Origin of the sequence: Kitasatospora sp. NPDC093550 (assembly GCF_044764985.1) — a bacterium.
Classification (GTDB): Bacteria; Actinomycetota; Actinomycetes; order Streptomycetales; family Streptomycetaceae; genus Kitasatospora.
Genome location: NZ_JBIWJF010000015.1, coordinates 167,114 through 191,673 on the forward strand (window position 1 = coordinate 167,114; position 24,560 = coordinate 191,673).

The following is a 24,560-nucleotide window of genomic DNA, read 5'->3' on the forward strand; positions in this document are numbered from 1 at the left end:
GTTCGTCCGGCCGTCTCCGAACGGCTGCCCCCCGTTGGCCCTCCGCTGTGAGGCTCTGTCCACAGGCTGTGGACAGGGCTGGGGAGCCGGGGGCAGGGGTGGACACGACGACGGCGACCGTGAGCGGGCTGGTGCTCGCCCTCTTCGGTGGCGTGCTGCTGCTCTGGTGCGCCGCCGAAGTGCGCCTTCGCCACCGGGTGCGCCGTCGCGGGGTGGCGGCCGTGGCCACGGTGGTCGCCGAGGACGACGCGCACGGTCAGCTGGACAGCGCGCCGCTGCTCTCCTTCTCGGTGCCGCCCTCGGTCGGCGGCGCCGGGGCGTGCGGGATCGCCGGGCCGGTCCTCGCCCGACCGCGCGGGCACACCCCGCTGCGCCGTCCGGGCCGTTTCGCGCCCGGGGCGTCGGTGCGGATCTGCTACGACCCGCGGCGCCCGGGCCGGGTGGTCCTGGCGGCCGGGGAGATCGCCCGGCCGGCCGTCACCGACCTGCTGTGGAGCACCCTCGGGGCGGCCTGCCTGGCGGCGGGTGCCGGGCTGCTGGCCGCGGTCGGCCGCTGAGCGGTCGGTCCGCGCACGGCCCCGGCCGCCACGGCGGACTCCGGCGGGGGCCGTCGATTTTCCGTTGACAGATCTTGAAATCCGTCATTCCATCCTCCGGAACCTGCCGAAGGCCGCCCTCCACGGGGCGCGAACCTCCGTCATCGGGTTACCGTTCGAGTGGCGTCGGTGAGCCCGGCAAGTGAAAACGCGGGATCCGTCCGTTTGACAAGGGTGGCCGGGGTACGGTCACACTCCGCTGGTGGGGTGTCGTGCAGCGGCGACCCCGGGACGGTGGAGGGGTCGGGCGGAGCGCAGCCCGTGCTGCCGCGCCGACCAGCCACATAAGGACCGGGAGAGAAGAGCGAAGGTGTCCCCGAGCAGCGAGACCGCGCACGGACAGCGACTCGTCATTGTCGAGTCGCCGGCCAAGGCGAAGACGATCAAGGGCTACCTGGGCCCCGGCTACATCGTCGAGGCGAGCGTCGGGCACATCCGCGACCTCCCGAGCACCGCGGCCGAGGTGCCGGACAAGTACACCGGCGAGGTGCGCCGCCTCGGGGTGGACGTCGACCACGACTTCGCGCCCATCTACGTGGTGAACGCGGACAAGAAGTCCCAGGTCAGCAAGTTGAAGTCGCTGCTCGCGGAGTCCGACGAGCTCTTCCTCGCCACCGATGAGGACCGCGAGGGCGAGGCCATCGCGTGGCACCTGCAGCAGGTGCTCAAGCCCAAGGTGCCGGTGCACCGGATGGTGTTCCACGAGATCACCAAGTCCGCGATCCAGGAGGCCGTGGCCAACCCGCGCGAGCTGAACCAGCGTCTGGTCGACGCCCAGGAGACCCGGCGCATCCTCGACCGCCTCTACGGCTTCGAGGTCTCGCCGGTGCTGTGGAAGAAGGTCATGCCGAAGCTGTCGGCGGGCCGCGTGCAGTCCGTGGCCACCCGGCTGGTGGTCGAGCGCGAGCGCGAGCGGATGGCCTTCCGCACCGCCTCGTACTGGGACCTGGTCGGTACCTTCGGCACCGGCCGCACCCCGGCCGATGCCGCCAACCCGGAGACCTTCGGCGCCCGGCTCGCCTCGGTCGACGGCAAGCGGATCGCCAGCGGCCGCGACTTCGGCTCCGACGGGCAGCTGAAGGCCGGCAGCACCAACACCCTGCACCTGGACGAGCAGGCCGCCCGGCAGCTGGCCGCCGCCCTGGAGCAGGCCGCGTTCAGCGTCCGCAGCGTCGAGTCCAAGCCCTACCGCCGCTCGCCGTACGCGCCGTTCCGCACCACCACGCTCCAGCAGGAGGCCAGCCGCAAGCTGGGCTTCGGCGCCAAACGGACCATGCAGGTGGCCCAGAAGCTGTACGAGAACGGCTTCATCACCTATATGCGCACCGACTCCACGACGCTGTCGGACACCGCGGTCGCGGCCGCCCGCGCCCAGGTCACCCAGCTGTACGGCGCCGACTACCTGCCGGACGCCCCGCGCACCTACGCCAGCAAGGTCAAGAACGCGCAGGAGGCGCACGAGGCCGTCCGCCCCTCCGGCGACCGCTTCCGCACCCCCGCCGAGACCGGCCTGACCGGCGACGACTTCCGGCTGTACGAGCTGATCTGGATGCGCACCGTCGCCTCCCAGATGAAGGACGCCGTCGGCCAGTCCGTCACCGTCCGGGTCGGTGGCACCTCGGCCGACGGCCGGGACGTCGAGTTCTCCGCCTCTGGCAAGATCATCACCTTCCACGGCTTCCTCAAGGCCTACGTCGAGGGCGCCGACGACCCGAACGCCGAGCTCGACGACCGCGAGCGCCGGCTGCCGCAGGTCGCCCAGGGCGACCCGCTGGCCGCCGAGCGGATCACCCCGGAGGGCCACGCCACCAAGCCGCCGGCCCGCTACACCGAGGCCTCGCTGGTCAAGGAGCTGGAGGACCGGGAGATCGGCCGCCCCTCCACCTACGCGTCGATCATCGACACGATCATCCAGCGCCGGTACGTGTTCAAGAAGGGGACGGCGCTCGTCCCCTCCTTCCTCTCCTTCGCCGTGGTCAACCTGCTGGAGAAGCACTTCGGCCGGCTGGTCGACTACGACTTCACCGCCAAGATGGAGGACGACCTCGACCGGATCGCCGCCGGTGAGGCGCAGTCCGTGCCGTGGCTGAAGCGCTTCTACTTCGGCGAGGGCGAGGGCCACGCCACCGGCGGCGCCGCCGAGGCCGGCAACGGCGACGGCGACCACCTGGGCGGCCTGAAGGAACTGGTCACCGACCTCGGCGCGATCGACGCCCGGGAGATCAGCTCGTTCCGGATCAGCGACGACCTCACCCTGCGGGTCGGCCGCTACGGCCCGTACGTCGAGCGCGCCTCCGCCGTCGAGGGAGAGCCCGGCCGGCGCGCCGACATCCCGGACGACCTGCCGCCGGACGAGCTCACCGTCGAGCTGGCCGAGGAACTGCTGGCCAAGCCCAGCGGCGACTTCGAGCTCGGGCCGGACCCGGTCAGCGGCAACATGCTGGTGGCCAAGGACGGGCGCTACGGCCCGTACGTGACCGAGATCCTGCCCGAGGGCACGCCCAAGACCGGCAAGAACGCGGTGAAGCCGCGCACCGCCTCGCTGTTCAAGACGATGTCGCTGGACACCGTCACCCTGGAGGACGCGCTGCGGCTGCTCTCGCTGCCGCGCGTGGTCGGCACGGACCCCGAGGGCGCCGAGATCACCGCGCAGAACGGCCGCTACGGCCCGTACCTCAAGCGCGGCACCGACTCCCGCTCGCTCACCAGCGAGGACCAGCTCTTCACGATCACCCTCGACGAGGCGCTGGCGATCTACGCCCAGCCCAAGCAGCGCGGCCGGGCCGCCGCCGCCCCGCCGCTCAAGGAGCTGGGCACCGACCCGGTCAGCGAGCGTCCGGTGGTGGTCAAGGACGGCCGATTCGGCCCGTACGTGACCGACGGCGAGACCAACGCGACGCTCCGCAAGGACGACGACGTCGAGACCATCACGCCGGAGCGCGGCTACGAGCTGCTCGCCGAGAAGCGGGCGCGCGGGCCGGTGAAGAAGGCGGCGAAGAAGGCCCCGGCGAAGAAGACGGCGGCCAAGAAGGCGACGGCGACCAAGTCGGCGGCGACCAAGACCGCGGCCGCGAAGAAGACCGCCGCCAAGAAGACCACCACCAAGACGGCGGCGGCGAAGAAGACGGCGGCCAAGAAGACGGCCGCGAGCAAGACCACGGCCACCGACGAGGGCTGATCCTCCGACGGTGGCAGCGGGCCCGCACTCCCGAGGGGGTGCGGGCCCGCGGTTCCTCCGGGGGCGGCCGGGGGCCGTCGGGGGCGGCCGGGGGTGGCCGGGGGTGGCCGGGGGTGGCCGGGGTGGGATCGGCGGCGGGTCCCGGCCTGCGCTGGGGGCGGCGCGGGGAGGCGTGCGGGGATCCGCGCGCGGATCTGTGCGGGGAACGTCACAACCCGGTGATGAGCCGGATCCGGAACCCCGTTCGCCACAATCCGGCCATGGCCCGACCGCTACGCTGACCGTATGACGAGCGAGGAGCAGCCCACCCCCAGCGCCGCCCCGGCCGCCAGAGCCGCCATGCCCGACCTGCCCGAGGTCGCGCCCGCCGGGACCCCGGCGGACCGGGCCCGGGCGCTGCTGCGGACACGTGCGTACCGGCGGCTGTGGACCACCCAGCTGATCGGCGGCGCCGCCGACCGGCTCGGCCTGCTGGTGCTGCTCGCGCTCACCGTGATCGCCGCCGCCCAGGGCGGCCGGTTCGGCGACCTGCCGCGCAGTCTCGCCTTCGCCGTCGCCGCGGTCCTCGCCGTCCGGGTGGTGGCCACCGGCCTGGTCGGCGTGGCGCTCCTCGGCCCGGTGCACCGGCTGGTCGCGGGCACGCTGGACCGGCGCTGGACGATGTTCGGCGCCGACGTGCTGCGCGTCCTGCTGATCGGCCTCGCACCCTGGTGGAGCGTCTGGCTGGGCTCCGGCTCGAAGCCCTCCGGTGCCGCGACCTACGTCCTGCTCGCCACCGTGTTCGTCACCGGTGCCGCCGAGCGGGTCTGGGGGATCGCCAAGGCCGCCGCCGTCCCCGGTCTGCTGCCGCCCGCGAACCCCTACGCCCCGGCCGCCGAGCAGCGGCCCGCCGCGGCCAACCTGGAGACCGTCCGGGTCATCGACCGCTTCACGGGCTGGGTCACCCTGCCGCTGGCGGCCGTCGGCCTGGTCGGCTTCACGCTGCTCAACAACATCGGCGCGGCGAGCGGCTCGAACTGGCTGCGCGCCCACCAGCTCACCTTCGCGGCCCTCGGCGCGGCCGGGCTGTTCGCCGCCTCGGCGACCCGCGGCTACCTCCAGCAGCTGCCCGGCGGCCCGGTGGCCGTCGCCCCGGTCTCCCCGCTGCAGGGCCTGCGCGCCCCGACCGACGCGACCCCCGGGCCCGCCCTCGGCAAGGGCCGCACCGGCAGCGCCCCCTACTTCACCTTCGCCGTCGCGGCCGGCTTCGCCTCGATGGCGGGCGTCGCCGCGCTCGCGCTGCTCACCGCCGTCGAGCACCGGGCCGGGCCGATCGGCTACGGCCTGATCGTGCTCGCCGCCACCGGGACCCCCGCCCTCGGCGCCAGGCTCACCCGGGCCACCCTGCCCTCGCTCTCCCGCCGCCGGCTGCTGGCGCTGGCGCTGCTCACCGAGGGCGTCGCGCTGATCCTGGCCGGGCTGGTGCTGGACTACGTCCTCGTCCTGCTGCTCACCGTGCTGGCCGCGCTGGCCGCCGGGATCGTCATCTCGACCGGCCGGACCCTGCTCGGCCAGGAGGTCGAGGAGGCCCGGCTGCCGAAGGTCACCGAGCACCTGTTCGCGGTGCTGCGGACCGTGGTCGCCGCCGCGCTGGTCGTCGTCCCGCTGATCGCCGCCGCCTACGGGGACGTCGAGTACGGCACCGTCGAGCCCGGCTCCTTCACCTTCATCCACGGCGGCGCGGCGCTGGCCGTCGCCACCGCGGGGCTGCTCACGCTGGTGCTCGCCGCCGTCGTGCTGCTGCGCACCGACGACCGCCGCGGCACGGTGCCGTTCGGCCGGGACCTGGTGGACGCGGTGCGCGGCGCCGCCGGCCCGGTGCCGCACCGGGGCGCGGGCACCGGCTTCTTCATCGCCCTGGAGGGCGGCGACGGCGCCGGCAAGTCCACCCAGGCCCAGGCGCTCGCCGAGTGGATCCGCGGCAAGGGGCACGAGGTCGTGCTCACCCGCGAGCCCGGCGGCAGCCCGGTCGGCCAGCGGCTGCGCGGTCTCGTCCTGGACGTCGGCAACACCGGCCTGTCGCACCGCGCCGAGGCGCTGATCTACGCCGCCGACCGCGCCGAGCACGTCGAGAACGTCATCCGTCCGGCCCTCGCCCGCGGCGCCGTGGTGATCACCGACCGGTACATGGACTCCTCCATCGCCTACCAGGGCGCCGGACGCGACCTGGCCGCGACCGAGGTCGCCCGGATCTCCCGCTGGGCCACCGGCGGACTGCTGCCCGACCTGACCGTCGTCCTGGACGTCGACCCCACCCGGGCGCGGGAGCGGTTCACCGAGGCGCTGGACCGGCTGGAGTCCGAGCCCACCGAGTTCCACCAGCGGGTCCGGGCCGGCTTCCTCGCCCTCGCGGCCGCCGACCCGGCGCGCTACCTGGTCGTCGACGGCAGCCAGGCCCCCGGCTTCGTCACCACCGCCATCCGGCACCGGCTCGACCGCGAGCTGCCGCTCTCCGAGCAGGAGAAGGCCGCCCGCGCCGAGCAGGAGCGCCTCGCCCGCGAGGAGGCCGAGCGCCGCGCCGCCGAGGAGGCCCGCAAGAGGGCCGAGGAGGAGGCCGCCGAGCGCAAGCGGCAGGAGCTGCTGGCGCAGCTGCGCGCCGAGCAGGCGGAGAAGGAGCGGCTGGCCAAGGAGGAGGCCGAGCGGGCCGCCGCCGAGGCCCGGCGCAAGGCCGAGGAGGAGGCCCGCCGCCGGGCGGCGGAAGAGGCCGAGCGCCGCGCCGCCGAGGAGGCCGAGCTGCGCGCCGCCGAGGAGGCGCGGCTGGCGGCCGAGGCCGCCGAGCGCAAGCGGATCGCCGACGAGGCGGCCGCCCAGGCGGAGCTGCAGCGGCAGCGCGAGCTCGCCCGCGAGGAGCAGCGCCGCCGGGCGGAGGAGGCGCTGCAGCGGGCCGAGGAGGCCCGGCTGGCGCAGGCCGCCGCGCTGGCGGCCGCGGCTGCGGCGGCCGAGACGGCGGCGGACCGGGCCGGCGGGCGACCGGCGGCCGGGGACGACGTGACCACGGAGCTGCGGGCGGTCCGGGAGACCCCGAAGGGCGCTCCTGGGCAGGGCACGGCTGGGCAGGGCCCGTCGGCTCAGGCATCGCCAGGGCAGGACGCTCCGCGGGATTCGGCGGAGGGGCTCGGGGACGAGGCGACCCGCGAGTTGTCGCTGCGCGACCGGCAGTCCGCCGCCCGGGCGGCGGGGACCGCGGAGGCGCGCGAGGCGGCCGGGGCCGCGGGCGCGGTGGACGAGACCGCCAAGCTGCCGGTGGTGCCCGCGTCGGCGGTGGACGAGACCGCCGTGCTGCCGAAGGTCCCGGCGGAGGCCGACCGGACCGAGGTGCTGCCCCGGGTCGAGTCGGGCCGCCCGGTGGACGGCACGCGCGAGCTGCCGGTGGTCGGCGGGGCGCCGACGGCTCAGCCGCGGCAGCAGCCCCCGGTGCAGCCGCAGCCGCAGCCGCAGCCGCACCCGCAGCCGCACCCGCAGCCGCACCCGCGGCAGCGGCCGCAGGCCGGGCAGCAGCAGGCCCGGCCGGAGCAGCATGCCGAGGCGCAGGCGCAGCCGACCGTCGAGCGGCCGCGGCCGGAGTGGGCCGAGGAGACGCCGATGGACGATCTTCCGAGCCTCACCGACACCCTGCTCGGCTCGCACGACGAGTGGGCGCGCTGGGAGCACGGCGGCCCGGTGCAGGGCGGCCCGTCGCAGGGCGCCCCGCAGAGCGGTGCGGACCCGGGTGAGGGCGGCAAGGGCGAAGGCAAGGGCAAGGGCCGTCGCTGGGGCCGCCGGGGCTGACCGGACACGGGGCGGGCGGCGCCGTCGGGGTGGATCCCCGGCGGCGCCGCCGTGCTGTGGCCGTCACACGGGTGCCTCCACCCTCCCGCCGCCGTCCGCCGTGACCCGGACGGAGCAATGGGTGTCGGGGTGGAGACGTATGCTCGACGGCGGGGAAGAGGCGCTGCGGGCGCTGCCGTACGGAGCTTGGGAGCAGCAGTGGCCGTCTGGGACGACCTGGTGGGCCAGGAGCGGGTGGTCGAGCAGCTGACCGCGGCCGCCCGGGCGGCCGGGGCGACGGTCGAGGCCGGTCGCGGGGCGGCCCCGGACCAGGGCGGGAACGCCTCCCTGATGACGCACGCCTGGCTGTTCACCGGGCCGCCCGGGGCCGGGCAGGTCACCGCGGCGCGCTCCTTCGCCGCCGCCCTCCAGTGCACCAGCCCCGACCTCGCGCTGGGCGGCACGCCCGGCTGCGGGTTCTGCGACGGCTGCCACACCGTGCTGGCCGGCAGCCACGCCGACGTGAAGTACGTCCGGACCGACGGCCTGTCGATCGGTGTCGGCGACATGCGGGACCTGGTGCTGCGCGCCTCCAGCTACCCGACCGGCGGCCGCTGGTCGGTGATCCTCGTGGACGCCGCCCACCGGCTCACCGAGGCCGCCGCGAACGCGCTGCTCAAGGGCGTCGAGGAGCCCTCCCCGCGCACCGTGTGGCTGCTCTGCGCGCCCTCCGTCCAGGACGTGCTGCCGACCATCCGCTCGCGCTGCCGCCTCCTGGTGCTGCGCACCCCCGCCGCCGAGGCGGTCGCCGACCAGCTGGTCCGCCGCGACGGCGTGGACCCGGAGACCGCCCGGCTCGCCGCGCTCGCCGGGCAGGGCGACATCGAGCGCTCGCGCCGCCTCGCCGTCGACGAGCAGGCCCGCAGCCGTCGGGCGGAGGTGCTGCGGATCCCGCTGGAGGTCGGCGACATCGGCGGCTGCCTGGCCGCCGCCCAGCGCCTGGTCGACACCGCCAAGGCCGACGCCGAGGCGCTCGCCGAGACCCAGGACGCCAAGGAGACCGACGACCTCAAGGCCGCCTACGGCGCGTCCGAGGGCGGCAAGGCGCCGCGCGGCATGGCCGGGGCGGTCAAGGAGCTGGAGAAGCGGCAGAAGAGCCGCGCCACCCGCACCCGTCGGGAGACCCTCGGCGTCGCCCTGCTCGACCTGCTCGGCTTCTACCGGGACGTACTCGCGATCCAGCTCGGCTCGACCGGCGCGCTCGCCAACGAGGACCAGCGGCCGGCGCTGAACCGGGTCGCCCAGGCCGGCCCGGCGGAGGGCACGCTGCGCCGGATCGAGGCGGTGCTGGCCTGCCGCCAGGCGCTGGACCGCAACGTGGACCCGTTGCTCGCGGTCGAGGCGATGACGGTGGCGCTGCGCGCGGGCTGAGCCGCCCGGGTGGCGTCGGGCCGCCTCCGCCGGGTGACGGTCGTGCGCCCGCCCCCGCCGGATGACGGTCGTACGCCCGCCCTACGCCTCCCGGCCCCGATGTGCTGTCCCACCTTCGAGTGAACGAGCGGTACGCGCCGGGCACACCCGCGTGTGACCGTCCGCCGGTTGTGCACGCTGGGGGCCGACTGCGCCCGGAGCCGGGCCGGTCGTCCCCGTACGCGCCGGGTCCGGTCCGGCGCCGGCCCTCCTCCCGAGGCGGTGCGTCGTCGCATGGTTCGTTCGCTCCTCGTCATCCCCCTGCTGGCCGCCGCCCTCGGCGGGGTCTGGCTGGCCCGCGGTGCCCTCCAGCGGTGGCGTGACCTGCGCGCCGCCGAGACCTACGAGCTGGCCGGAGACCGGTGGCCGATGCTGCTGCGGGCGGCCGGGGCGATGCTCTGCGGGATCTGCGTCACCGGGTTGACGCTGCTCACGGCGCTCGGTGCCTTCGGCGGCCTGAGCCGGGGCGACCGGCAGCCGGAGCGGGCGGAGCCGGTCGTGGACGCGGCGGGCGCGGGCGACGGGGCCGGCGCGGGAGCGGGTACGGCCGCCGGGGCGGCGGCCCGGCAGCAGGCGGTGCCGCCCGCGGCCGCCGAGCCGGCCGCCGCTGCCGCCACCACGCCCCCCGCCGTGGTCAGCCGCTTCGACAGCGTCGGCCACCCCGGCGGCGGAGAGCTGCTCCAGTCCGCGGTGCTCGGTCCCGACGGGCGCCCGCGCAACGTCCGGGTCTGGCTGCCGCCGCAGTACGCCAAGGAGCCCAACGCGCGCTTCCCGGTCGTGGTGATGCACGCGGCCGCGCCGCGCAAGACCGCCGACGCGGAGGTCCCGGACGTCTTCGAGGGCATCGGGTCGGCGCTGCAGAGCGGCAAGTCCCGTCCCTTCATCCTGGTCGCGCCCGAGGCGCCGAACGGCACCGCGCACCCCTGCGAGCTGGTCGCCGCCGCCCCGGCCGCCGTCGCCGACGACGCGACCCTGCGCACCACCATCGCGGCCTCCTTCCGGACCCTGCCGCCCTCGCCGTCCTCCTGGGGCGCCCTCGGGGTCGAGGGCGGTGCGCCCTGCGCCGCTGCCGCCGGGCTGGCCCGCCCCGACCTGTACGGCGCGGCCGCGGCGGTCTCCGGCCGGTACGACGCGGCGGCGCTCACCCAGACCGGCGCCGAGGCCCCGACCGGCAGCGCGGCCAAGCTGCTGCTGGCCGCCGCCAAGGCCGACGCCGCCGGGCTGGACGCGGCCCGCAAGCTCCAGGCCTCGCTCAAGGCCGGCCCGGGACCGGCGGCCAAGGCGGACGTGCGGATCTCGGACAACGTGCAGGACTACACCCCCGACCGGGAGCGGCTGCGGCTGGTCCGGCAGGCGGCGCAGTTCCTGGCCGAGGCGCTGGCCAAGGCGTCCTGAGCGTCGGCCGAGCGGGCGCTACGCTGCCCGGTGCCCCAGGGTGGGTACCGGGCAGCGGCGTTTCCCCCGGTCCCGGCGTTCACCGCGTCACCGCGTCACCGCGTCATCGCGTCACTGCGTCATCACGTCACTGCGTCATGGCGTTCGCGTTCCTACCTTTTCGTTCCTTCCTTCCATCCTCCGAGGAGAGCAACCGGATGAGGGCCTTCGGGCGGGTGCGGGTCACGGCAGCGGCGGCGCGGGTGTCGGCCGCGGTGCTGGTCATCGGGTTGCTGGCGGGCGGCTGCGGACCCGGGCAGGCCGGGGCGCCGGGCGCGGCCTCCTCCGACTCGGCCGGGGCGGCCGGCTCCGGGGCGGCCGCGGCTCCGGGCGCCGCGGGGGTCACCCCGCTGGAGCCGCTGCCCGTCGCCGTTCCGGGCGCGCTCGCGTCGTACTACGCGCAGCGGTTGGCCTGGCAGCCGTGCGACGGAGGGTTCGAGTGCACGACGTTCCGGGTGCCGCTGGACTACGACCGCCCGGGGGAGGGCGAGCTCACCCTGTCGGCCGCCCGCGCGCCGGCCGAACCCGCGGCGGCGGGCGCGACCGGTGCGGGTCCGGTGGCCGACGCGGGTTCGGTGGCCGACGCCGGTCCGGCCGGCGCCGGTGCGGGTGCCGGTGCGGGCCCGCCGGGGCAGCGGCTCGGTTCGCTGCTGCTCAACCCGGGCGGGCCGGGCGGTTCGGCGGTGGAGTACCTGGAGTCCGCGGCCCGGACGTACGACCGCGGGGTGCGCGCCGCCTACGACCTGGTCGGCCTGGACCCGCGCGGGGTGGGACGCAGCAGCCCGGTCAGCTGTCTGAGCGGGGACCGGATGGACGCCTTCACCGCGGTCGACCTCACCCCCGGTGACCAGCAGGGCATCGACGCGCTGGTCGCCGCCGACAAGGAGTTCGCCGAGGGCTGCCACCGCCGGGCCGGGGCGGCGCTCGGCCACCTCAGCACCGTCGAGGCCGCCCGCGACATGGACGTGCTGCGCGCCCTGCTGGGCGACGAGCGGCTGAACTTCGTCGGCAAGTCCTACGGCACCTTCCTCGGCGCCACCTACGCCGGGCTCTTCCCGGGCCGGGTCGGCCGACTGGTGCTGGACGGCGCGATGGACCCGGCGCTCGACTCGGTCACCGGCAACCGCACCCAGGCCGGCGGCTTCGAGACCGCCTGGGCCGCGTTCGCCAAGGACTGCGCCAAGCGCGAGGACTGTCCGCTCGGCCGGACCGAGCAGCAGGTCGGCGAGCAGCTCACCGCCCTGTTCGCGACCGTCCAGACCGCCGCGCTGCCCACCGGCGACAAGGGCCGCCGGCTCACCGAGTCCCAGGCGACCACCGGCGTCATCGAGGCCATGTACGCGGACTTCCTCTGGCCCAAGCTGCGCACCGCGCTCAGCGACGCCAAGGCCGGCGACGGCACCGGACTGCTGAGGCTGTCCGACGCGTACTACGGGCGCGAGGCGGACGGCTCGTACCCCAATCTGATGTTCGCCAACACCGCGGTGAACTGCCTCGACCTGCCCGCGCCGTTCCGCGGACCGGAGGACGTCCAGCGGGCGGTGCCGGACTTCGAGCGGGTCTCGCCGCACTTCGGGCGCGACATGGCCTGGATGGCGCTGACCTGCGCCTACTGGCCGGTGCGGGCCACCGGGGCCGCGCACACCATCCGGGCGGCCGGCGCCGCCCCGATCCTCGTCGTCGGCACCACCCGCGACCCGGCCACCCCGTACGCCTGGGCCCGGTCGCTGGCCGGGCAGCTGGAGTCCGGCCGGCTGCTCACCTTCGACGGGGACGGCCACACCGCGTACGGCCGGCACAGCGCCTGCGTGGACGGCGCGGTGAACCGCTTCCTGCTGACCGGGGAGGCCCCTGAGCAGGGCAAGCGCTGCGACCGGTAGGGGGGCGGCGGGGTCGCGGGCGGGAGGCGGTTCTCACGTCCGCGGGAGGTGGTTCTGGCTTCAATCGATTGCCGGTACGACGTTACGATGAGCGCCCCCTCACCGCCCTTCCCCCCAACCGGAGCGCACCGTGCTCGGAGTCAACGACCTGGCGACGTACGTCCTCGGCGCCCTCGTCATCATCCTGCTGCCCGGCCCCAACTCCCTGTACGTGCTGTCCGTCGCGGCCCGCAAGGGCATCCGGACCGGGTACCGGGCCGCCGCCGGCGTCTTCGTCGGCGACCTCACCCTGATCAGCCTCACCTCGCTGGGCGCGGCCTCCCTGCTGAAGGCCAACCCGGCCGTCTTCGCGGTGGTCAAGTTCGGCGGCGCCGCCTACCTGCTCTGGATCGGCTACGGCATGCTCCGCTCCGCCCGGCAGCTCTGGCAGGAGCGCCGGGCCGCGGCCGACCCCGCCGCCGAGCCGGCCCCCGAGTCCGCCGAGAACCCCTTCCGCCGCGCCCTGGTGGTCAGCCTCCTCAACCCGAAGGCCATCCTCTTCCTGCTCTCCTTCTTCACCCAGTTCGTCGACCCGTCCTACGGGCAGCCCGTCCTGTCCTTCGCCCTCCTCGGCGGCATCCTGCAGACCTTCAGCCTGCTCTACCTCTCCCTGCTGATCTTCGCCGGCACCACCCTCGCCACCGCCTTCCGCCGCCGCAAGCGCCTCTCGGCCACCCTCACCAGCGGCGTCGCCGTCCTCTTCGCCGGCTTCGCCGCCAAGCTCGCCGTCTCCTCCGCCTGATCCGCCCCGGGGCCGACCCGGTACGGATCACCCGCGAACCTGTGTAGACTGGCCCGCGTTGCCACCACACACGGCAACGGTGCCGCCTTAGCTCAGTTGGCCAGAGCAACGCACTCGTAATGCGTAGGTCGCGGGTTCGAATCCCGCAGGCGGCTCGGTTCGGGAAGCCCAGGTCAGATTCGTTCTGACCTGGGCTTCTTTGTGTTCGGGGTGGGCGATATCGGGGCGATAACGGGGTGATGAGGGCTTCTCCTACCGTCGCTTGGGTCAGCGGTCTCAGAAGACGGGCACCGCACCGAAGGCGAGAGGACGACAGCATGGAGTTCCGGATTCTCGGTCCGGTCCACATCCTGGCCGACGGCCGGGAGGACTCGCTGAGCGGCACCAAGCAGCGGACGATGTTCGCGGCGCTGGTCCTGGCCGGCGGGCGGGCGGTGTCGGACGAGCACCTGGGGCGGATGCTCTGGGACACGAACCCGCCCGGGACGGCGGGTGCGCAGATCCACACGTACGCGTCGCGGATCAGGCGGCGGGTCGGGTCGGAGGTGGCGCTGGTACGGATCCGCTCGGGGTACAGACTCCTGGCCGAACGGGTGCCCAGTGATCTGGGCCGGTTCGCGGAGCTCTCGCAGGGCGGGTTGAACGCGCTGCGGGAGCAGCGGTTCGAGGCGGCCGCCGAGCGGTTGCGGGAGGCGCTGGGGTGCTGGCACGGCGAGGCGCTGGCCGATGTGACGGACCACCTGGCGCAGGCGGAGCGGCCGCAGCTGGAGGAGGCCCGGTTGGAGGCGCTGGAGGCGCGGATCGAGGTCGACCTGATCCTCGGCCGGCACCGGCAGCTGATCTCCGAGCTGACCGGGCTGGTGTCGCAGCACCCGATGCGGGAGCGCTTCCGGGCGCTGCTCATGACGGCGCTGTACCGCTCCGAGCGGCAGGCCGAGGCGATGTCGCTCTACCTGGACGGGCGGCGGATCCTCGCGGACGAGCTGGGGGTGGAGCCCGGGCGGCTGCTGGCGCGGACGTACGAGGCGATCCTGAGCGGTGAGGTGCGGACGGCCATGCCGCACCAGCTCGTGAACTGACGTCCGGCGCGACACGGGAGATCGCGGCGGGCGGTGCCGAGGGGCGTGGGGAACGGTTCGATCCGTTCCCCACGCCCCTTCGCGCGTCCGGTGCGCCGGCGGCCCGGCAGCGGAAGGGGCGGCGGGAGGCCGCGGCGTCAGAACGGGAGCAGCGGGCCCTCGGCGGTGAGGCCGGCGGCCAGCAGCTCCTCGGCCGGCTGGGGGGCGAGGGCCGGGGGCTCCTCGCCGAGGAGGCGGTGGAGCCGGACGAGGAGGGCGCGCAGGGCGGCGCGCAGCCACAGCTCCCCGACCGCCGCGCCGGCCGCCCAGAGACCGAGGCACGCCGCGGCGGCGTACAGGGTCTCGTAGGCGGCGGCCAGTTGACGGTCGGTCGCGGTGGAGCGCGGCTCGTCCGGCACCTCGGCCATCCGTCGGTGCAGTTCGTCGCCGACGGCCAGGACGGACTTGGCCAGATCCTGCACCTCCGCCGGTGCGGTGCCCAGTGCGGGGCCGGCGACCAGCCGGGGGAGGGCCTGGATGGGGCTGCAGCCGCCCCGGGAGAGGGAGTTCAGCCTGGAAGGGTCCACCTCGACCAGCGGCTCGCCCAGTCGGACGGCCTCGGCCAGCCCGGCCTCGTCCGCCTCCTCCGCCGCGAACGCGTGTACAAGCCAAGGGAATTGGGCGACGACAGCGCCGCGCAACCGCTCGCTGTCCGGCGTCCGCTCGGCCACCGGGCGGCCCAGCCCGGCCGTCGACTCGGCGACCAGCGCCGGGACGAGCGCGGAGACCATGGTGGTGGTGACGCTCGACTCGGCGGTCAGGGTGTGGGCGCTGCGGGCCGCCAGGACGGCGGCGGCCTCGGCGGCCCCGAGCAGGGCGGCTGCCCGGCCTAGCGCCCGGGCGTCGGCCACCGGCACCTCGGACCCGCCGGGGCCGGCCGCGTCGGGGCCGGCGGCGTCGGGGCGGGCCGCGCCGTCGCGCAGCGCCTCGCGCAGGGTGCGCTCGCCGGCGTCCAGACAGCGGGCCCAGTCGAGGACGTGCCGGGAGAGTTCGGCCGCGCCGACGGCGGACTGGTCCTGCCGGAGCGCCGCCCGGCGGTCGCGCAGCAGCTCCTCGTGGTTGCGCGCGGCGCGGGCCGACCCGGTGCCGGCGCCGCCGTGGTCGGAGCGCGCCAACTCGTCCGGCGCGTCGTGCGGGCCCGGCTCGGAACGGCTGGCCATCGCTGCCTCCTTCGGGGAATGGGGCATGTATGTCCGACTCTGCCCGAGCGGTCTATATATCCCCGATATCGGGCCCTCAGGGTAGTGCCGCCGGGCGCGGGAGCCATAGGCATTGAGTCACGGCGTCGGGTCACCTTGCTCACACCGTCCACGGTGGTGCTCTCGCGCCCCGGGCCCGGTCCACCGATGGAAACCGTATGGGATCGGTATGACGGCTCCGGGAAGGCTGGCAGGGACAAGCCCCGCCGCCGCGAGCGAAGGATGAAGCCGTGCAGCCGTCCCGACCGAACAGCCGCAGGACCGTGGTCCGGTGCAGCCGGGTGACCGCCCCGATCGTCGTCACCGCAGCGCTGGGGGCGCTGCTCACGGCGTGCGGGGGCGGCAAGGTGACGACCGAGAGCAATTCGTACCAGGTGAGCGACCCCGTGACGGCGCTGCGGATCAAGAGCCCCGGCGGGCTGGTCGAGGTGGTCGCGGGCGCCGCGGGAAGCGTCCAGGTGACCGAGACCGTCCGGTACGACGGTGACAAGCCGTCGGTCTCGCACAAGGCCGCCGACGGGTCGCTCGCGCTGGAGGCCTCCGAGTGCGGGGGCGGCATCGGCCACAAGGTGTGCCAGGTGAGCTACCGGGTCACGGTGCCGAAGGACGTCGCGGCGACGGTGCGCAACACCGGCGGCGACGTGAGCGTCACCGGGCTGGCCGGGGCGCTGGACCTGACCGCCGACGGGGGCAAGGTGCTGGCGAGCGGGCTGACCGCGAAGTCGTTCACCGCGAAGGCGGACGGCGGCACCGTGAACGCCACCTTCGCCGACGCGCCGGACCGGGTGCACATCGAGTCGGCCGGCGGCAGCGTCACCGCCCACCTGCCCGACGCGGCGTACGCGGTGGACGCGACCGCCGACGGCGGGAAGCAGAACGTGAAGGTCCGGACCGACCCGGGCTCCCCGCACAAGGTCAGCATCCGGAGCGACGGCGGCAGCGTCGACGTGCTCCCGGCGAGTTGAGCTCCCGGCGAGTCGGGAGCCCGGCGAGTTGAGGTCCCGGCGCGCGCCGGGCGGGCGCGAACCGTCCGCCCCGCCGCCGGCGCACGCCCCGGACCGGCTGGAAAACCGTTGCTGTGAAGATCGATGGACAAGAAGAGGTGGACAACCGGATGAACGGCTCTCCCGTTCGCTCGCTCCCTGCCGCCCGCCGGCCCGTGGTGCTGCTCGCCGAGGAGCTGTCCCCGGCGACCGTCGCCGCGCTCGGGCCGGAGGTCGAGGTGCGCCACTGCGACGGCACCGACCGTGACGCGCTGCTCGCCGCGCTGCGCGAGGCGGACGCCGTGCTGGTGCGCAGCGCCACGCGGATCGACGCCGAGGCGATCGCCGCCGCGCCCCGGCTCCGGGTGGTCGCCCGGGCCGGCGTGGGGCTGGACAACGTGGACGTCCCCGCCGCGTCGGCGGCCGGGGTGCTGGTGGTCAACGCGCCGACCTCGAACATCGTCAGCGCCGCCGAGCTGGCCATCGGCCTGCTGCTCTCCGTGGCCCGGAACATCCCGCAGGCCGACGCCTCGCTCAAGGGCGGGTCCTGGCAGCGCGGCCGCTTCACCGGGGTCGAGCTCGCCGGCAAGGTGCTGGGCGTGGTCGGGCTGGGCCGGATCGGCTCGCTGGTGGCGAAGCGGATGGCGGCCTTCGACATGGAGGTCATCGCCCACGACCCGTACGTGACGCCGGAGCGGGCGGCCGAGCTGGGTGTGCGGACGGTCGGGCTGGACGAACTGCTGGCGGCGGCCGACTTCGTGACGGTGCACCTGCCGAGGACTCCTCAGACGCTGGGGCTGATCGGGGCGCGGGCGCTGCGCGGGGTGAAGCCGGGGGTGCGGATCGTCAACGCCGCCCGGGGCGGCATCGTGGACGAGGCCGCGCTGGCGGACGCGCTGCGGGACGGCCGGGTGGCCGGGGCCGGTCTGGACGTGTTCGAGACCGAGCCGTGCACGGACTCGCCGCTGTTCGGGCTGGACGGTGTGGTGGTGACGCCGCACCTGGGCGCCGGCAGTGTCGAGGCCCAGGAGAAGGCCGGGGTCGCGGTGGCGGAGTCGGTGCGCCGGGCGCTGGAGGGCCGGGAGGTGCCGGAGGCGGTCAACGCCGCCGCCGTGGCCGTGGCCACGGCGGTGCCGGCGGCCTGAGGCCCGGCCGAGGGGTGAACGACGGCGTCGGCCGCCGCGACGGGGTGTCGCGGCGGCCGACGCCGTTCGTGCGGGCCGGGCCGGTCAGGTCCAGTCCTGGTTGTCGGGGGTGATGGGGGTCGGCGTGGGGGCCGGGGTGGGGGTGGTGGTGGAGACGGAGTCGGCCTTGGTGATCGGGGCCGCATCGGTGACGGCCGCGGCGCCGATGAGGGCGGTGACGCCCAGGACGACGACGACAACCTGCTTCGCGAGGTTCGCACCGACGAGTCGCATTTCCACCGTTTCCTGTCTTTCGTCCCTGTTTCCTGCTGACGGGGAAGACATTAGGAAGGCGCGGCTTCGAGCTCTTATCGGTCCGTTATGGATTCCGGCTCCGGGCGATAACGGGCCTGGCGGGCGCCGGTATCCGCTGGTCGGCGGGGTGGGCCGGAGTCATCCCGCGCTCATCGCCGGGACCTTGACGGACGGGCCGGCCGGGACCGGTGCGGCGGGCAGCGCCGTGCTGCCGTAGATCCCCTGGACCCAGTTGGTCTGGTAGACGGTGTCGAGGTAGCGCTCGCCGAGGTCGGGGGAGAGGGTCACGGCGGTCAGCCGGCCCTCCGGGTCGTGGTCGGCCAGCCAGGCGGCTGCCCCCGCGACAGCCGTGCCGGTGGAGCCGCCGAGGAGGAAGCCGCGGGCGGCCAGCCGGTGGCACATCCGGACGGTGTCCACCTCCTCGACCATCCGCACCTCGTCCACGTACTCCTCGTCGAGCATCGCGGGGCGCACGCCGGAGCCGAGGCCCGGGATCCAGCGCGGTGCCGCGGGGCCGCCGAAGCTGACCGAGCCGACGCTGTCGACCGCGACGATCCGCACCCCGGGCCGGTGCTCCTTGAACCAGCGGGCGCAGCCCATCAGGGTGCCGGTGGTGCCCGCGCCGACGAAGAGCACGTCGAGTTCGGGGAACTGCCCGGCGATGGCCGGCGCCGTCCAGCGGTAGTGGGCCCCCCAGTTCTCCGGGTTCTGGTACTGGTTCAGCCAGACGTAGCGGTCGTCCTCCTCCACGAGCCGACGGACGTGGGCGAGCCGGGCGCCGAGCAGCCCGGTGACCGGGTCGGCCTCGGTGACGGTGTGCACCCGGGCGCCGAAGACCTCCATCAGCCGTCTGGTGGTGAGGTTGCACCGGGAGTCGGTGACGCAGAGGAACGCGTAGCCCTTGCTGGCGGCGATCAGGCTGAGCGCCACCCCCAGGTTGCCGGAGGAGGACTCCACCAGTACGGAGTCCTCGCGCAGCCGCCCCGCCCGCTCGGCCGCCTCGATCATCGACACGGCGGCCTTCTGCTTGATCGATCCGGCGAAGTTCATGCCTTCGCACTTGAGGAAGAGCGGGACACCCAGGGTCGCGCGCAGGTCGACGAAGAGGTCGTGCTCGTTGAACTCGTGCGGAGCCGAGATGATCGGCATCTGTGCCTCCGGGGCAGTGGCAGGTGAGCGCGGGGCAGGGCGGGAAGGGGCGCAAGGCGGGGTGGCGCGTGGTGCTGGAGCGAGGTGCTGACGCGTGGTGCGGGGCCGTGGTGCGGGGTCGGCTCAGCCGTGGCGGCGCAGCTCGTGGAAGAAGCCGGGGACGACGGCCAGGTCGCCGGCCGCCCGGACGGAGTCCAGGACGTGCTTGCCGACGGCGAGGTCGAGCACGCCGAGGCCGAACGGCGAGAAGACCACCGGGCGGTCGGCCGGCACGTCGACCCGTCCGGCCAGCACGTCGTAGAGCGTGCCGTCGACGAACCCGCGGTGGCCCAGGCGCTGTTCCGTCAGGTGCAGCGAGGTGTCCGCCTTGAGGCAGTGCTCGACGTCGTCGGTGATGTTGGTGGCGGCGAGGACCACCTCGGGCGAGAGGTCGCGCAGCGAGACGTGCAGCACCAGCGGGTTGTGCGAGAACCATGCCGGGTCGTGGACGTGCGGTGTGCCCGCGATCGTCGCGAAGACCACCAGGTCGCTGTCGCGGATCAGCGATTCGGCGCTGTCGTGGACGGTGATCGCGCCGTTGCCGCCGGCCTGTTCCAGGTAGCCCGCGAAACCGGCCGCGTACTCGGCCGACAGGTCGTACACCCCTGAGGCGTCGAAGCTCCAGCCGGTGCCGGCCAGGTAGGTGTGCAGATACCGGGCGATGAGGCCGGTGCCGATGAAACCGACCCGGCGCGGGCGGTCGCCGCCGCGGGCGTCGGCGAGCTTGCCGGCGGCCAGCGCCGCCGAGGCGGCGGTCCGGGCCGCGCTGATGATCGAGCTCTCCAGGCAGGCGATCGGGTAGCCGGTCTCGTGATCGTTGAGGATCAGCACCGCCGAGGCGCGGGGGATGCCGGCCGCGACGTTCTCCGGGAACGAGGAGATCCACTTCAGGCCGTCCACCGCGACCTCGCCGCCGATCGAGGCGGGCAGCGCGATGATGCGCGAGCCGGGCTTGTCGGGGAACTTCAGGAAGTACGACGGCGGATTCACCGTCAGGCCCTCGCCGTGAATGCGGTAGGCCTGCTCGACGATGTCCACGACCTCCTTCTGGCGGCCTTCGAGAACGCTGCTGACCTGAGCGCCCGAAATGACGGCGAACGGCGGGACGGGGTGGGTCTGGGACATATCCGGCTCCAATAGTCGGGCTTTCGCGTTTCTGTGCTCCGGCCATTGAAAGATATGCATCCGGGCTATCAGGAAGTCATATCCGGACTATCGACGGGAAATATTCCCAGGTGAATGCGCGAGTAAAAGGAGAAAGCCCTGTGCCGACATCCGGAGGGGATGCCGGCACAGGGCCTCGGGGTGGGGTTCAGAGGGCCGTCAGCTCCTCCTCGGTCAGCTCCAGGTCCCGCTTGGCGCCGGCCGTGCGGAACAGCTCGGTGGCCCGGGCCAGCCGCTCCCGGGCCTCGTCGGCCCGGCCCAGCGCGGCGGCGGCCCGGCCCAGCGCCGAGCCGACCCGGCCCTCGGCGACCATGTTCCCGGCCCGGCGGGCCACCTCCAGGCCCTCCAGCAGCTCGGCGTGCGCCTCGGCGGCCGCTCCGCGCCGCAGCATCGTCTCGCCCAGTCCCAGTCGGGCGTAGACGGTGCCGAGCAGGTCCCCCTTGGCCGTCACGATCCGGACCACCCCGTGGAGCTGCTGCTCCGCCTCCTCCAGCCGGCCCAGGGCCAGCAGGGCGCGGCCGAGCCGGTAGAGGGCCTGTGCGGCGCCCCTGGTCTCGCCGACCCGCTGGGCGACCGCGACCGCCTCCCGCGCGTGGGTCAGGGCCGCCTCGGGGCGGCCGAGGTCCAGCTCCCCCTGGGCCAGGTAGCCGAGCACGTGCGCCTCGGAGGAGAGGTCCCCGGCCGCCCGGAAGAGCCCGACGGCCTCCGTGAGCCGCACCTGGGCCGAGGCGAGGTCGCCCAGGGTGCGGTCCAGCACCGCCAGCGAACGCAGTGCCAGCCCCCGCCCGTGGTCCTCGCCGACCTGCTCGAACTTGGCCAGCGCCTGGAGCAGCAGGCCGGCGGCCTCCGAGACGTGCCGGGAGCGGATCCAGGACGCGCCCAGGGACTCCAGGGTGGCGGCCTCGCCGCGGAGGTTCCCGGCCGCCCGGGTGGCGGCCAGGGCGCGCTCGCAGCAGTACTGCCAGTCCTCCAGGTAGTCCCTGGTCTCGAAGAGCACGGCGGTGCAGCTCGCCAGGTCCCAGGCCAGCTCGTCCATGCCCAGCAGAGCGGACTGCTCGATCGCGGCGATCAGCGACAGCCGCTCGGCCTCGAACCACTCCAGCGGGACGGCCGTCAGCTCCTCCAGCAGCAGCTCGTTCACCGGGTAGCGCGGGGTGGAGCCGTGGATCAGCGAGTAGTCCCCGCCGTACTCCTGGCGGTGGGCCTGCTCCGCCACGGTCAGGTAGCCGCGCAGGGCGCGGTCCAGGCTCGCCGCCCGGTCCTCCTCGGTCTCCTCGACCCGGGCGCGCTCGTCGGCGAACAGCCGCAGCAGGTTCTGCATCCGGAACCGCAGCTGACCGGTGCCGTCGGTGCCGGTGACCTCCAGCAGCTGGACGTCCACCAGGTGCTCCAGCAGCCGCTCGGCCTCGAAGGGGTGGGCGTCGACCAGCGCGGCGGCCGTCCAGACCGTGACGTCGGGCGCCTTGAGCAGTGCCAGCCGCCGGTACAGCCGGGCCGCGTCCGGTGCCAGGTAGCGGTAGCTGAGCGCGAAGCCGGCCCGGACCTGCGACTCGCCCTGGCTGAGCTCGTCCAGCCGGCGGCGCTCGTCGGCCAGCCGGGCCACCAGGTGCTTGACGCTCCAGTGCGCCTTGGAGGCCAGCCGGGCCGCGGCGATCCGCAGCGCCAGCGGCAGCCGGTCGCAGAGCTCGGCCAGTCGCCAGGCCTGCTCCGGGGCCGCCGCGATCCGGTCCTCGGGCACGATCCGGCCCAGCAGTTCGACCGCCTCCGCCGGGGGCAGCACGCCGAGCTGGACCCGCGTCGCGCCGTACCGGAGCATCAGCTGCTCCATCGGCTCCCGGCTGGTGACGATCACGCAGCACTGGCCGTTGCCCGGCAGCAGCGGGCTGATCTGCCCCACCGTGCGGGCGTTGTCCAGCACCACCAGGACCCGCCGGTCGGCCAGCATGCTGCGGTACAGCTCGGTGCGCTCGCCGGTGTCGGCCGGGATCTGCTCGCTGGGCACGCCGAGGGCGCGCAGGAAGCGGCTCAGCACGTCGGCGGGCGAGGTCGGCTCGTGCGTCTCGTCGTGGCCGCGCAGGTCGACGTAGAGCCGGCCGTCCGGGAAGCGGCCGGAGACGCGGTGCGCCCAGTGCACGGCCAGGCCGGTCTTGCCCACCCCGGCGACGCCGGTGATCAGGCCGATGCCGGGCGGCTGCTCCTCCGAGCGGCCCTCGACCAGCCGGTCGAGCAGCGCCGTCTCGGCGCCCCGGCCGGTGAAGGCCGGCACGTTCGGCGGCAGGAAGGACGGGGTCGGGCGGGTGTCGGCGGCCGGGGCCGGCCCGGCCTCCTCGACGGGCTCCGGCGCCGGGGCGTCGGGCGGGTTCAGCGCCGGGTCGTCGCGCAGGATCGCGTCGTGCAGCTGGAGCAGCGGGGCGCCCGGCTCCAGTCCGAGCTCGTCGATGAACTGCCGGCGGCCCTCGCGGAAGGTCTCCATCGCCTCGGCCCGCCGCCCGGCCCGGTACTGGGCCAGCATCAGGGCCTGCCGGGCGCGCTCGCGCAGCGGGTGGTCGCGGACCACCGCGGTCAGCGAACCGATCACGTCCAGGTGCCGGCCGAGCGCGAGCTGGAGCTCGGTGGAGGCCTCGTAGCAGGCCAGCCGGACCTCCTCCAGCCGGGCGGCCTCGTCCTCGACCGGGCGCCCGGTGACCCCTTCCAGGACCGGCCCGCGCCACAGGCCGAGCGCCCGTTCGTACAGTTCGGCGGCCTCGGCCGTGCCGCCCCGCCCGGCCGCCCGCTCGGCCTCCTGCACCAGGCGCTGGAAGACCAGCAGGTCGATCCGGTGGCCGCCGGTGTTGAACTGGTAGCCGGGGTGGACGGTGGCGATCAGGTCGTCGCCGCAGCCCTCCGCCCGGAAGATCTTGCGCAGTCCCGCGATGCAGATCGCCACCTGGGTGCGGGCGGTGGCCGGTGGGACGCCCTGCCAGACCGCCTCGACCATCGCGTCCACCGAGACGGTGGAATCGGGCGAGAGGAGCAGCAGGGCGAGAATGGTGCGTTGGCGCGGGCCGCCGATGGCTATCCGGCGGCCGTCCGCGACGACCGATAATGCGCCTAGTAGTCCGAATTCGATCTGAACGTCCAACCGATCCCCCGTTTTGTCGGTTGCCCTCCCACGTGCTGGGCGCCCGTGCCCTGGCGAGGTCCCGGTCACGCCTCCCTCCCTGGCAATCGGTCACAGTACCTCCCCAAACGCTGCGCCGCGCCCCCTCTTATGGCAAGGAATATGACATGGGCATGAAAATCTTTTTATAGCGCGTGTAGGGAAGACGGATGGGAGCCGGATGGAGCGGGTGCCGAGAGTGGGAGCGGTGAGTCCCGACTACTGGAGGAAGCTACCCACATGGGCGCGGAGCAGAACTGGATTCCGGCCGAGATCGGCCCGGCTGACGCCGGTGCCGAGGCCACTCCCGACGGTCTGATCGACTACCTGCGCGGCCTGGACGACCTCGGCGGACTGCTGGCCCGGGAGAAGGCCCTGGTGTTCCGGGGCTTCGGCGTCACCCCGGAGGCGCTGGGCCGGGTCTACGACCTGCTGTTGCCGAACCGGCTGGCCTACGTGCACGGCAACTCGCCGCGCACCAAGGTCGGCCAGAACGTGTACACCTCGACGGAGTACCCGCAGGAGTTCACCATCTCGATGCACAACGAGATGTCGTACGCGCACGCCTGGCCCGCCCGCCTGGCGTTCTACTGCGAGACCGCGGCGGAGACCGGCGGCGCGACCCCGGTGGTGGACGGCGTGCGGTGGCTGGAGGCGCTCGACCCGGAGCTGCGCGAGGCCTTCGCCGGCGGCGTGCGCTACCTGCAGAACCTGCACGACGGCTACGGCTTCGGCAAGAGCTGGCAGCAGACCTTCGAGACGGAGAGCCGCGCCGAGGTCGAGGCCTTCCTCGGCCGGTCCGAGGCGGTCTGGGAGTGGCGCAAGGACGGCGGTCTGCGGGTCACCCAGCTGCGCCCGGCCACCACGCGGCACCCGGTCACCGGCACCGAGGTCTGGTTCAACCAGGCCGACCAGTGGCACCCGGCCGGGCTCGGTGACGACACCGCCGCCCGGCTGGCCGCCGTGCTCGCGCCGGAGGACCTGCCGCAGGCCGTGACCCTGGCGGACGGCTCGCCCATCCCGGCCGAGTGGGTCGAGCAGATCCGCGACCGGGGCCTGGACTCGGCGGTGGACGTCGACTGGCGTCGCGGCGACGTGCTGCTGATCGACAACGTCCTGGTCGGCCACGGCCGTCGTCCGTTCACGGGCAGCCGCCGGGTGCTGGTCGCGATGTCGGACTGACGCCCCGTCCGGCAGCCCGGAAC

At 74.6% G+C, this 24,560-nt stretch carries 15 protein-coding genes, 1 tRNA gene and 1 pseudogene; 12 read left to right on the forward strand and 5 right to left on the reverse strand.

Annotated elements, in window-relative coordinates; translation table 11 throughout:
* Nucleotides 1–98: 98 nt before the first annotated feature.
* From ACIRD3_RS24505 to ACIRD3_RS24545, 9 genes are all read left to right on the forward strand, one after another.
* Nucleotides 99–557: a DUF3592 domain-containing protein gene (locus tag ACIRD3_RS24505; RefSeq protein ID WP_402220344.1), complete on the forward strand. Its 459-nt coding sequence runs from the start codon at nt 99–101 to the stop codon at nt 555–557.
* A 349-nt stretch (nt 558–906) separates the two neighbouring features.
* Nucleotides 907–3,774 carry a type I DNA topoisomerase gene (gene topA, locus ACIRD3_RS24510; RefSeq protein WP_402220346.1) on the forward strand — a complete coding sequence of 956 codons (2,868 nt, stop codon included), beginning with the start codon at nt 907–909 and terminating at the stop codon, nt 3,772–3,774.
* 285 nt (nt 3,775–4,059) lie between these two features.
* Nucleotides 4,060–7,581, forward strand: a complete 3,522-nt coding sequence (gene tmk / locus ACIRD3_RS24515; RefSeq protein ID WP_402220349.1) for a dTMP kinase — start codon at nt 4,060–4,062, stop codon at nt 7,579–7,581.
* Nucleotides 7,582–7,779: 198 nt separating this feature from the next.
* Nucleotides 7,780–8,991 (forward strand): DNA polymerase III subunit delta', encoded by a 1,212-nt coding sequence (locus ACIRD3_RS24520; RefSeq protein ID WP_402220413.1) that lies wholly within the window; start codon nt 7,780–7,782, stop codon nt 8,989–8,991.
* 273 nt (nt 8,992–9,264) lie between these two features.
* On the forward strand, nt 9,265–10,425 hold the full coding sequence (locus tag ACIRD3_RS24525) for a hypothetical protein (protein ID WP_402220351.1): 1,161 nt from the start codon (nt 9,265–9,267) through the stop codon (nt 10,423–10,425).
* Nucleotides 10,426–10,622: 197 nt separating this feature from the next.
* Nucleotides 10,623–12,344, forward strand: a complete 1,722-nt coding sequence (locus ACIRD3_RS24530; protein WP_402220354.1) for an alpha/beta hydrolase — start codon at nt 10,623–10,625, stop codon at nt 12,342–12,344.
* A 130-nt stretch (nt 12,345–12,474) separates the two neighbouring features.
* Complete coding sequence (gene leuE / locus ACIRD3_RS24535; protein ID WP_402220357.1) at nt 12,475–13,125, forward strand: leucine efflux protein LeuE; 651 nt, start codon at nt 12,475–12,477, stop codon at nt 13,123–13,125.
* 81 nt (nt 13,126–13,206) lie between these two features.
* A tRNA-Thr gene (locus tag ACIRD3_RS24540) sits at nt 13,207–13,280 on the forward strand.
* A 162-nt stretch (nt 13,281–13,442) separates the two neighbouring features.
* Complete coding sequence (locus ACIRD3_RS24545) at nt 13,443–14,204, forward strand: BTAD domain-containing putative transcriptional regulator (RefSeq protein ID WP_402220360.1); 762 nt, start codon at nt 13,443–13,445, stop codon at nt 14,202–14,204.
* A gap of 137 nt (nt 14,205–14,341) precedes the next feature.
* On the opposite strand, the gene ACIRD3_RS24550 is transcribed toward ACIRD3_RS24545, so the two are convergent.
* Nucleotides 14,342–15,403: a hypothetical protein gene (locus tag ACIRD3_RS24550; RefSeq protein ID WP_402220363.1), complete on the reverse strand. Its 1,062-nt coding sequence runs from the start codon at nt 15,401–15,403 to the stop codon at nt 14,342–14,344.
* A 269-nt stretch (nt 15,404–15,672) separates the two neighbouring features.
* Between ACIRD3_RS24550 and ACIRD3_RS24555 the strand changes: the two genes are divergently transcribed.
* The gene (locus tag ACIRD3_RS24555; protein WP_402220365.1) at nt 15,673–16,407 is read left to right on the forward strand and encodes a DUF4097 family beta strand repeat-containing protein; all 735 of its coding nucleotides are present in this window, start codon (nt 15,673–15,675) and stop codon (nt 16,405–16,407) included.
* A 149-nt stretch (nt 16,408–16,556) separates the two neighbouring features.
* Nucleotides 16,557–17,558: pseudogene (locus ACIRD3_RS24560) on the forward strand (hydroxyacid dehydrogenase); the annotation flags it as partial.
* A gap of 96 nt (nt 17,559–17,654) precedes the next feature.
* Here the strand turns inward: ACIRD3_RS24560 and ACIRD3_RS24565 are convergent.
* The 4 genes from ACIRD3_RS24565 to ACIRD3_RS24580 all read right to left on the reverse strand — a co-directional run bounded on the left by ACIRD3_RS24565 (nt 17,655) and on the right by ACIRD3_RS24580 (nt 23,337).
* Nucleotides 17,655–17,843: a hypothetical protein gene (locus ACIRD3_RS24565; protein ID WP_402220368.1), complete on the reverse strand. Its 189-nt coding sequence runs from the start codon at nt 17,841–17,843 to the stop codon at nt 17,655–17,657.
* A 159-nt stretch (nt 17,844–18,002) separates the two neighbouring features.
* The gene (gene sbnA / locus ACIRD3_RS24570; RefSeq protein WP_402220371.1) at nt 18,003–19,013 is read right to left on the reverse strand and encodes a 2,3-diaminopropionate biosynthesis protein SbnA; all 1,011 of its coding nucleotides are present in this window, start codon (nt 19,011–19,013) and stop codon (nt 18,003–18,005) included.
* Between the two features lie 123 nt (nt 19,014–19,136).
* Nucleotides 19,137–20,177: a 2,3-diaminopropionate biosynthesis protein SbnB gene (gene sbnB / locus ACIRD3_RS24575; protein ID WP_402220373.1), complete on the reverse strand. Its 1,041-nt coding sequence runs from the start codon at nt 20,175–20,177 to the stop codon at nt 19,137–19,139.
* A gap of 187 nt (nt 20,178–20,364) precedes the next feature.
* Entirely contained in the window at nt 20,365–23,337 is a 2,973-nt protein-coding gene (locus ACIRD3_RS24580) for a BTAD domain-containing putative transcriptional regulator (RefSeq protein ID WP_402220376.1), read from the reverse strand.
* A gap of 258 nt (nt 23,338–23,595) precedes the next feature.
* Between ACIRD3_RS24580 and ACIRD3_RS24585 the strand changes: the two genes are divergently transcribed.
* On the forward strand, nt 23,596–24,537 hold the full coding sequence (locus ACIRD3_RS24585; RefSeq protein ID WP_402220379.1) for a TauD/TfdA family dioxygenase: 942 nt from the start codon (nt 23,596–23,598) through the stop codon (nt 24,535–24,537).
* Nucleotides 24,538–24,560 lie beyond the last annotated feature (23 nt).

Coding starts and splice junctions, on each gene's coding strand:
- ACIRD3_RS24530 (WP_402220354.1), top strand. CDS start 10,623: ATGAGGGCCTTCGGGCGGGTGCGGGTCACGGCAGCGGCGGCGCGGGTG.
- ACIRD3_RS24565 (WP_402220368.1), bottom strand. CDS start 17,843: ATGCGACTCGTCGGTGCGAACCTCGCGAAGCAGGTTGTCGTCGTCGTC.
- ACIRD3_RS24550 (WP_402220363.1), bottom strand. CDS start 15,403: ATGGCCAGCCGTTCCGAGCCGGGCCCGCACGACGCGCCGGACGAGTTG.
- tmk (WP_402220349.1), top strand. CDS start 4,060: ATGACGAGCGAGGAGCAGCCCACCCCCAGCGCCGCCCCGGCCGCCAGA.
- sbnA (WP_402220371.1), bottom strand. CDS start 19,013: ATGCCGATCATCTCGGCTCCGCACGAGTTCAACGAGCACGACCTCTTC.
- ACIRD3_RS24525 (WP_402220351.1), top strand. CDS start 9,265: ATGGTTCGTTCGCTCCTCGTCATCCCCCTGCTGGCCGCCGCCCTCGGC.
- ACIRD3_RS24545 (WP_402220360.1), top strand. CDS start 13,443: ATGGAGTTCCGGATTCTCGGTCCGGTCCACATCCTGGCCGACGGCCGG.
- ACIRD3_RS24585 (WP_402220379.1), top strand. CDS start 23,596: ATGGGCGCGGAGCAGAACTGGATTCCGGCCGAGATCGGCCCGGCTGAC.
- sbnB (WP_402220373.1), bottom strand. CDS start 20,177: ATGTCCCAGACCCACCCCGTCCCGCCGTTCGCCGTCATTTCGGGCGCT.